Raw genomic sequence first — 8,678 nt, forward strand, 5'->3', positions numbered from 1 at the left:
GACGCAGCGCGACTTTTCAGCTAGCTCGACTGTACTTAAAGCAGGTCTGGCAAGCGAGCCGTGAACTTAAGCTTGAAGGGTTTGATGTGGCCGAATTAGCCGGCGCACTCGACACCTTTGTGGAACGAACCGACAAGGCCAGCAAGCCGGCTGATTTATTGCTTACCGAAGCGCAGCTCACCAAAGCGCTCTACAAACACGCGGCGAACCGCACTCAAAAAAACGGTTTTAAACGCCAGCATGAGGCCGACGATCTCGCCAACCGTTTTTTAAATCATGGCAACTACCTAGCCTATGGCTTGGCGGCGAGTTGTTTGTGGGTGCTTGGGATCCCGCACGGATTTGCGGTGATGCATGGCAAAACGCGTCGCGGCGCGCTAGTGTTTGATGCCGCGGACTTAATCAAAGATGCCATCGTGCTGCCTTGGGCGTTTATATGCGCCAAAGAAAACGCTACCGAACAAGAATTTCGCCAGCAAGTTCTACAAGCGTTTATTGAACACAAAGCGATGGACTTTATGTTCAACACCATCAAAGCCATTGCGTTGCAAGATTACACCGAGGATGAGATGACGGAGCAGCAACGATGATGGTGACCTTTATTTCTCAGTGCGAGAAAAAGGCGCTGAAGAAAACCCGCCGCGTGCTCGATGCCTTTGCCAACCGGATTGGTGATAACACCTGGCAAACGCTGATCACCGAAGATGGCCTTAACACTGCCCGAAAAATGCTAAGCAAAACCGCCAGCCGCAGCACCGCGGTGAGTTGTCATTGGATACGGTCGAGAACCCATAGCCAATTAGTGTGGATCGTGGGCAATCGTCGCAAGTTTAACTTGGAAGGCAATGTACCGGTTAATCGCACCGAGCTCGATCTTAGCCACAAAGAATGGGAGCAGGGCTGGCAGCTCAATGAGGTGATTGTTCTAGCAACGACAATGGCGGGGCTATTTCATGATTTTGGTAAAGCCAATGCGTTATTTCAGCAAAAGCTTCGCGGCCAGACGACACACCAAGGTGAACCGTATCGTCATGAGTGGGTGTCGTTGCGTTTATTCGAGGCGTTTGCCAAAGGCAAGGCGGATCAGCAATGGCTTGGTGAACTCAGCGAGCTCACGCCTGAAACGGCAATCCGACATGAGAAAGCGATATTAGCGCGACTATTTACCGAAGCAGACGGCTATCAGCCTGCTTTTAGTGACTTATCGCCATTTGCACGCATCGTAGCGTGGCTTATTGTCTCGCACCATCGGTTGCCCGTGAACTATGATGCCGACAACGCGCCAGTTGAACTCTCGCAAATCGACCAATGGCTCAGCCGTTGCTTTGGTAGTCACTGGAATGCGCCCAACGCGCTTAACCTTGGCAAATATGACCCGCAAGCGCTTGCCGATAACTGGCGCTTTCCCGATGGCACTCCGTTTTTAAGCCAGCCTTGGCAACAAAAAGCCCGTCAATTGGCCCAGCGTGCCAGCCAGTATCCGTGGACTTCTCATGAACCAGTTGATTGGTTATCGCAGCGTTTTGTCAGTCATATGGCACGTTTGTCGTTAATGCTGGCAGATCATTATTATTCGTCGCTACCGCTTGAGAAATCTAAGCCTAAATGGCGCGATAGCCATTACGCGCCGATTGCCAACACAGACCAAACTCAAGGAAAACGTAAAGGCGCACCGCCTAAACAACAGTTAGATGAACACAATATTGGCGTGGCCATCAATGCGAGGCGCTTTGCGGAGAACTTACCCTCACTCAAGTGGACATTACCTGCCATCGCCCAGCATCGCCGCTTTAGCCAAGGCGCTGAGCAAGAAAAGTATCGCTGGCAAGATATCGCTTATCGGAAAACCAAAACGATAGCCACTCAGTCGGAAACACAGGGATTTTTCGGCATTAATATGGCGTCGACAGGCTGTGGGAAAACCATCGCCAATGCGCGCATTATGTATGCGTTATCGGACCCTTGGCAGGGGTGCCGTTTCTCGGTGGCGCTGGGGTTGAGAACGCTCACCTTGCAAACCGGCGATGCGTATCGCGACTTGCTAAAACTTGGCGATGACGAGTTAGCCGTGCTCGTTGGCTCGCAAGCAATCCAGCGCTTGCATGAGGTGCAAAATACGTCACATCAGTCTTCCGGCGGCAGTGAGTCTACCGAAGACTTTCTTGAAAAGCTGTTTATTAGCTACGAAGGGCAAATATATGATGGCCGGTTGAAACACTGGCTAAGTAGTCAGCCTAAGCTGGAGAAATTGGTCAGTGCGCCGGTATTGGTGAGCACGATTGATCATCTGATGCCCGCCACTGAAAGCCTGCGCGGCGGCCATCAAATTGCGCCCATGTTGCGTTTGCTCAGTACTGACTTAGTGCTTGATGAGCCCGATGATTTTGGTCTTGAAGACTTACCGGCGCTGTGTCGCTTGGTAAATTGGGCAGGCATGTTAGGGTCACGGGTGCTGCTTTCATCAGCAACTTTGCCACCTTCACTGGTGAAAAGCTTGTTTGATGCCTATCGTGCGGGCAGGGCGCAGTTTAATCATGCCCAGTTTGGCGACAACGCTTCGACGCACGAGGCTGACGATGCACCTGTGATTTGCGGCTGGTTTGATGAGTTACCAGCGAGATCCAGACGGTGACGAGTAAAGCCGATTACGTGACTTACCACCGTGATTTTGTCGCAAAACGCGTTAAGCGATTAGAGGGCGCCCAACAGGTGCTACGCAAAGGAAAAACCGTGGATACATCCGCGATTACCTCTCTAGCTGTTCCCCCAACATCCAGCGAACCTCATCTCGATTTTGTGCCGCTTGCGCGACTGATCCATACACATATTTACCAATTACACCACGCGTATCATCAAATCCATGCATCCGGCAAAACAGTGTCGGTAGGCGTGGTGCGCATGGCCAATATTAACCCCATGGTGGCGCTGACTCGGGCGCTGGTACAAATCTCTCCGGAACCGGATCATGCACTCTTTATTTGTCCGTACCACTCCCAGTTTCCGCTGGCGTTACGTTCTTATCGAGAAAGTCGTCTCGATGCGGTGTTAAATCGCCATGATGAAGCGACGATTTTCGAGCAGCCAGAGATTCGCGATGCCATTTCGAACAGTGATGCCAAACATCTGATATTTGTGGTGGTGGGGACCGCGGTGGTGGAAGTGGGGCGTGATCACGATTACGACTGGGCGATTGCCGAGCCAAGTTCAATGCGTGCCTTAATTCAATTGGCGGGGCGGGTACAACGTCACCGCCAGCAAGCGCCGGCGACCGCCAATATTCATGTTCTCGATCAGAATGTCCGTGCGCTAAAAGGTAAGCATCCCGCTTATTGTAAGCCAGGCTTTGAAAGCGCTGCTGTCCCGCTCGAAAAAGGTTACAAGGTCACGCTTGATGAAGGGCTGACTGCAATTTCCGCTACACCGCGTATTCAGGAAATTCCCAAGCTGGAAAAACCTGCCTTTATATTTGCTTCGTCGGCAAAAAAAGCGGCTAAACCGGTGAGCCACTGGGGCGTGCAGGAGCACCGTGCGTTGCGCTTTACGTTGGAGCTCACGGGCGGGGAAAAGTATCACTCTGACTTTTTCCGAACTGGTAAGGAAGCCGAGCTTTGGTGGAATGAAACACTTATCAGCCAAGCCGCTGGGCTACGTTACCCCGGTAAACATGCCAGCTGGAGCGGCGAACTGATCCGGCGCACGCCGTTTCGTCACTCTCAGCGCCAAGAGAGTTTTGTGCTGGCTTATAACGACGATGATAAGCTAGATTGGCAGCAGTTAGATACCTCACGTTATCCCTACCAATACGACGATCAATCATATCGCTTTAAACCCGTCGAAACGTCCCTGGCAGCCGGTTGCCACTGGTGGTTTGACGTTGACCCAGAGGCTGTCTATCAGCACTTTGCTGACCAACTGGGATGGCCGCTTAAAAAAGCGAGCCAGCACTTGGGCGAAATTCGCTTAGCGGCTGAACGGGAAGGCCAAAACATCACTTGGTGTTGGCATCCACAGCTGGGTGCTTATCGGGAATAAAAAATTTAATGGAACAAATAGGATAAAGGAAGCGCTTATGGAACACAGCCTATACGATGCGCTGCTGGCATATATTGAACAGCGCAAACAGGCGAAGCTTGAGCCTTTGCAAAAGGCGCGCGATAAGGCCCTAAAGCCGCCGCCAGCCAAGAGCAAGAGGCGATCGTCAATGCCGATTACGCAGAGAAAGCTACTCCGATCGAAGCGAAATTTGAGCCAATTCACTGGGTCACAGACGCTGCGACGCGAGCCAAGTAAGTCAGTCTAGCCACGCATTGCCCTAAATTTACTCACGGCGATGCTAAAGCAACTAGTATGCTAGTCACTGAGGTCGATAAGAGTGAGTCTCGCTACCTTACTAGCTATTCGCTGACCGATAAAGCCATTGATGCGGATTGCAATGCGGCTGTGTTGGATGTGGCGCGTTTTTTAAAAGTCACTGTGGAAGGTGAGTCGCTCATTTCGCAGTTGCAAGCCGGCCATATCAACGCGCTTAAGCCACTCATTGATGACGCTACCTTGCTAGAGACTTGGCGTGCGGGATTTTCACTTGCTTTGAATGATCAGACGTTGTCAGCCCATAATTTAACTAAGCAAACCTACTTTCCGGTGAATGAAGGTGAGTACCTCCTGCTGTGTCCGCTATATTCATCCAGCCTTGCGCACACACTGTATAACAAGGTGCGTGCGACACGGTTTGGGGAGAAAGTTAAAGCGATTCGTGAGGCAAAGAACAAACAGTATTATCATCCGGAGAGATGGGAAATTTTTCCGCACACTGTTAAACAAGCTTTTGGCGGAACAAATAAACAGAACATCTCACTCTTAAATAGTAATCGCCAAGGCGAGGGATTTTTACTCAATGCCGCCCCGCCAAGCTATCAGCAGCAGCCGGAGGATCCGAGCAAGCAAACCAGCATCTTTAATCGCCGTTTAGCCTACCAAGCCAGTCATTTGCTTCACGACTTTCGCGCCTTTCTGGCAAGCCTTACCGAACGGGATCGTAACTTTGCTACCCGTTATCGGCGTGATCATGACTTTATTCTGCCACTCACTGACTTGGTGTTTGACTATGCCGCGCGGGTTCAGCAGCAAGTTCCAGCCGGTTGGAGCCAACGCGCTGAGAATAAGGACGAAGGGTGTCACCTCAAACGTGAACATGCACTTTGGCTGGATGTGCACAACCCCGACGATCAATTTCAGCGAGAGCGTGACGCACAAGCGTGGCTGGACACCGTCGCCTCTGATTTTGCCGCTTGGTTACTGCGCCAACTCGAGGACAAACAACACTACCTGCTTGGTGATACGGAGTTCAATTACATCCGCAAAGTATTCCTAACCCAACTAAAAGCGTTTGAGCGCGACACGCCTCAATTTGAGGAGAACCGATAATGGCACAGTATTTATTGCTTAAGCACATTGAGGTGCAAAACGCGAATGCGATCGCAGGGCTGACTTATGGTTTTCCGGCGATCACGCACTTTCTTGCTTTGCCCATGCGCTATCACGTCAACTCCCTGATGCCTTGGGGTTGCGATTAGGTGGCGTGACTGTGGTTAGCCATAAAAACAATGTTCATGTGCGGCAGCCACAGGGTGGGGCGACTATGTTTTTGCCTTAACGCGCAATCCGGTCACCGCCAAAGGCGAAACAGCGCCGATCAATGAAGAAGGACGCATGAACATGCAAGTCTCTTTGCTGATCGAGGTTGAGGGACTGATTGCCGGTGATAAAGCCGCGGCAGCACAGTTGATCGCGGAAGTGAAAGATTTGGCGCCTCAGCGACGACTCGCGGGCGGGCAAATATTAACCATTGGCGAGGTTGACTTGCTCGCGGATGTAAGCATGCAGAAAAAAGCGTTGCGCCGCCTCATGCCGGGCTTTGTCCTTTGCGACCGACATGATTATCTCGCCCAGCATCATCAACATCTATTGCAACATAATGCGCAAGCCAGCTTATTTGATGCGTGGTGTGAGTTTGCCATGTTGACGTACCACGCTGTCGCCGATGATGAACACGTGCCTAACGACGATAACCAACCAATTCCGGCGCAGTGGCAGCGCAAGAGAAAGCTTGAATCAGGGTATTTGGTGCCGATCATGACGGGTTACCGCGCGATTTCCCCTTGTTATGCCGCAGGTGAGGTCGCCAATGTGCGCGATCCGGAGGTACCTGTAAGTTTTGTCGAAGCGGCATACAGCGTAGGTGAATGGCGTAGCGTCCACCGCCTTAAGGGTATCGACGACGAATGCTGGCGTTATCACGGTGAGCATCCTTGGTATCTTGCCCGTGCGACAACAACGACGCATGACGAACCCATTGAACCAGACGTTGTTCCCACAACGGATGATAACACTGACTTTGACCCCGACTTTTTGTAATTAAGGAGATTTCATCATGGCTGATAAAAAACTGACCACCCCTTCCGTGCTTGCCTTTGAAGCAAAACTTTTACCTTCCGATGCATTAATGTATGCGGGGAACTGGGAAGAAGACGATTGGCAACCCATTCAAGTGAACGAAAAATCCGTGCGAGGCACGATTTCGAACCGCTTAAAAGCGGCCACCGCCAATGATCCCACCAAGCTGGATGCGGGGGTGACTGATGCTAATCCACAAACGGTCGATATTGCGGCGCTACCGCATGATACCGATACGCTCAAAGTGGCTTTCTCACTGCGTGTTCTCAGCGGGCTGCATGTGCCGTCAACCTGTAACAATCCAGATTATCAGCAGGCGCTGGCTGATAAAGTGCGTGACTATCAATCAGAAACCGGTTTTAAAGAGCTGGCGCAACGTTACGCGCACAACATTGCCAATGGGCGTTTTTTGTGGCGCAACCGTGTCGGTGCCGAGCAAGTTAAGGTTGTGGTCACCGCAGGCGAGAAGCAATTTAGTTTTGATAGTTATGATTTCAGCTTACGTGATTTTGACGCGCATCCAGATGTCACTGCGCTAGCAGAGGTGATCCAATATGGCCTGACAGAAGCGCATGCACTTATTCATGTTGAAGCCTACTGCCAACTGGGCGAAGGGCAAGCGGTCTACCCCTCTCAAGAGCTGGTGATGGGCGGTGGTAAAGGCGATAAAAGCAAGTTCTTATATCAATTAGATGGCCAAGCCGCGATGCACTCACAGAAAATCGGCAACGCGCTGCGCACCATTGACACTTGGCACCCCGCCTATGACGAAGTGGGTGCAATTGCCATTGAACCTTATGGCTCAGTAACTAACCGCGGAGCGGCGTATCGTCAGCCAAAAGAAAAGAACGATTTTTACAACTTGCTCGATGGATGGATGTTAAAAGACAAAACCCCAACGCTCGAGCAGCAGCATTACATTATGGCGATGCTGATCCGCGGCGGCGTGTTTGGCAAGGGTGACAAAAAATAGGTGACGGAAATGAACTACTATCAAGAGGTTACTTTATTGCCAGATGTAGAGATCGCAGTAGGCTTTCTCTGGCACAAGGTGTTTCAGCAAGTGCACATTGCCTTAGCGGAAAACAAAGTCGGGCCCAATCAATCGGCCATTGCTGTGGGGTTTCCGGATTACCGCCAAGGTGATTTTCCACTCGGCTACCGGTTGCGTTTGTTTGCGCAAACCGAGGCGGCATTTGAGCAGTTAAATATTCAGCGATGGCTGTCACGCCTGACCGATTATGTGCATATCAAAGCCGTTAAACCCGTACCAGAAGGGGTGCAAGACTATGCCTACTTTAAACGCTGGAACTACAAATCGCCGCAGCGACTGTATAAAAACCTCAACCGGCGCGCGGCCGCGATTGCCAGCAAAAATGGTTACGAAGAGGAGGAAGTAAAGCGTCGTTTGTTGGAAAACATTAAAACAGACGACAAACGCTGGTCGCTGCCCTTTATTCAAGTGACCAGCCTTTCTAGCCAAAAGCGGGCAGGGCAGCCTCACACTGAACAGTTTGCTTTGTATATCGAGCGGGAGACAACAAAACAGCCGCCAAACAATGGCCAACCATTCACCTGTTATGGTCTCAGCCGACGTGAAAGCGATCAGCAATGCGCGGTACCGTGTTTTTGAGGGGGAAACCCCTTTTTACCCCTTCTTTTGGGGCTCTTTAAAAATAAACAGAAAATACAGTCAGTTACAGCAGGTGCTTTTTAACAAGGGTAAAAGATGACTTTTATCCTAACGGCCTGTTGTACCTGACGATTGTTACGTTATTCTATTGTTCACTGCCGCACAGGCAGCTTAGAAAAAGTAACAGCAGCGATGCTTAATGAAAATATCGTTCACTGCCGCACAGGCAGCTTAGAAACAAAAGATAAAGAATACTGCTCTTATGGTCGCGTTCACTGCCGCACAGGCAGCTTAGAAATGAATGGATCTGCTGCGACATTGAAACCCACCGTTCACTGCCGCACAGGCAGCTTAGAAAATCGGGTTAAATGTTCTGGTTTCCATTCCTAAGTTCACTGCCGCACAGGCAGCTTAGAAAGCCATCATCGTCGCCGCCTGTGTCCCCATTATGTTCACTGCCGCACAGGCAGCTTAGAAACAACACCTGGGGCATGAGGGCAAGCACAAAATGTTCACTGCCGCACAGGCAGCTTAGAAAAAGATGAAACTGTTTCGCTCGCGAATATCGTCGTTCACTGCCGCACAGGCAGCT

Annotated in this window: 6 protein-coding genes, 2 pseudogenes and 1 CRISPR repeat array; all 8 genes and pseudogenes read left to right on the top strand. The window is 51.0% G+C overall.

Going from position 1 to position 8,678, the window contains the following annotated elements; all coding sequences use genetic code 11:
• Positions 1-590, top strand: a 590-nt coding sequence (cas1f, locus tag DZ54_RS0109250) for a type I-F CRISPR-associated endonuclease Cas1f (RefSeq protein ID WP_025673863.1), incomplete at its 5' end; no start/stop codon positions are given.
• Entirely contained in the window at positions 587-2,632 is a 2,046-nt protein-coding gene (gene cas3f, locus DZ54_RS25495) for a type I-F CRISPR-associated helicase Cas3f (RefSeq protein WP_205619380.1), read from the top strand. The genes cas1f and cas3f, both read left to right, overlap by 4 nt.
• A complete protein-coding gene (locus DZ54_RS25500) occupies positions 2,629-4,032 on the top strand; it encodes a P-loop NTPase family protein (protein ID WP_205619381.1) in 1,404 nt (467 codons plus the stop codon). The genes cas3f and DZ54_RS25500 overlap by 4 nt, the downstream gene beginning before the upstream one ends.
• Positions 4,033-4,305: 273 nt before the next feature.
• Positions 4,306-5,424: pseudogene (gene csy1, locus DZ54_RS20490) on the top strand (type I-F CRISPR-associated protein Csy1); the annotation flags it as partial.
• Complete coding sequence (locus tag DZ54_RS26750; RefSeq protein WP_205619382.1) at positions 5,424-5,573, top strand: type I-F CRISPR-associated protein Csy2; 150 nt, start codon at positions 5,424-5,426, stop codon at positions 5,571-5,573. The pseudogene csy1 and the gene DZ54_RS26750, both read left to right, overlap by 1 nt.
• Before the next feature lie 64 nt (positions 5,574-5,637).
• Positions 5,638-6,414 (top strand): annotated as a pseudogene (gene csy2, locus DZ54_RS20495) (type I-F CRISPR-associated protein Csy2); the annotation flags it as partial.
• A gap of 16 nt (positions 6,415-6,430) precedes the next feature.
• Positions 6,431-7,426 (top strand): type I-F CRISPR-associated protein Csy3, encoded by a 996-nt coding sequence (gene csy3 / locus DZ54_RS0109270; RefSeq protein WP_025673864.1) that lies wholly within the window; start codon positions 6,431-6,433, stop codon positions 7,424-7,426.
• 9 nt (positions 7,427-7,435) lie between these two features.
• Complete coding sequence (cas6f, locus tag DZ54_RS0109275; protein WP_025673865.1) at positions 7,436-8,086, top strand: type I-F CRISPR-associated endoribonuclease Cas6/Csy4; 651 nt, start codon at positions 7,436-7,438, stop codon at positions 8,084-8,086.
• Between the two features lie 150 nt (positions 8,087-8,236).
• A CRISPR array of direct repeats spans positions 8,237-8,624; the repeat unit is 28 nt; unit sequence GTTCACTGCCGCACAGGCAGCTTAGAAA.
• The last annotated feature ends 54 nt before the right edge of the window (positions 8,625-8,678 follow it).

The sequence above is a fragment of the Salinivibrio socompensis S35 genome, assembly GCF_000513715.1.
Lineage (GTDB): Bacteria > Pseudomonadota > Gammaproteobacteria > Enterobacterales > Vibrionaceae > Salinivibrio > Salinivibrio socompensis.

Excerpts from the sequence above, each read along its gene's own strand:
- cas3f (WP_205619380.1), top strand. The coding sequence starts at position 587 with ATGATGGTGACCTTTATTTCTCAGTGCGAGAAAAAGGCGCTGAAGAAA.
- DZ54_RS26750 (WP_205619382.1), top strand. The coding sequence starts at position 5,424 with ATGGCACAGTATTTATTGCTTAAGCACATTGAGGTGCAAAACGCGAAT.
- csy3 (WP_025673864.1), top strand. The coding sequence starts at position 6,431 with ATGGCTGATAAAAAACTGACCACCCCTTCCGTGCTTGCCTTTGAAGCA.
- cas6f (WP_025673865.1), top strand. The coding sequence starts at position 7,436 with ATGAACTACTATCAAGAGGTTACTTTATTGCCAGATGTAGAGATCGCA.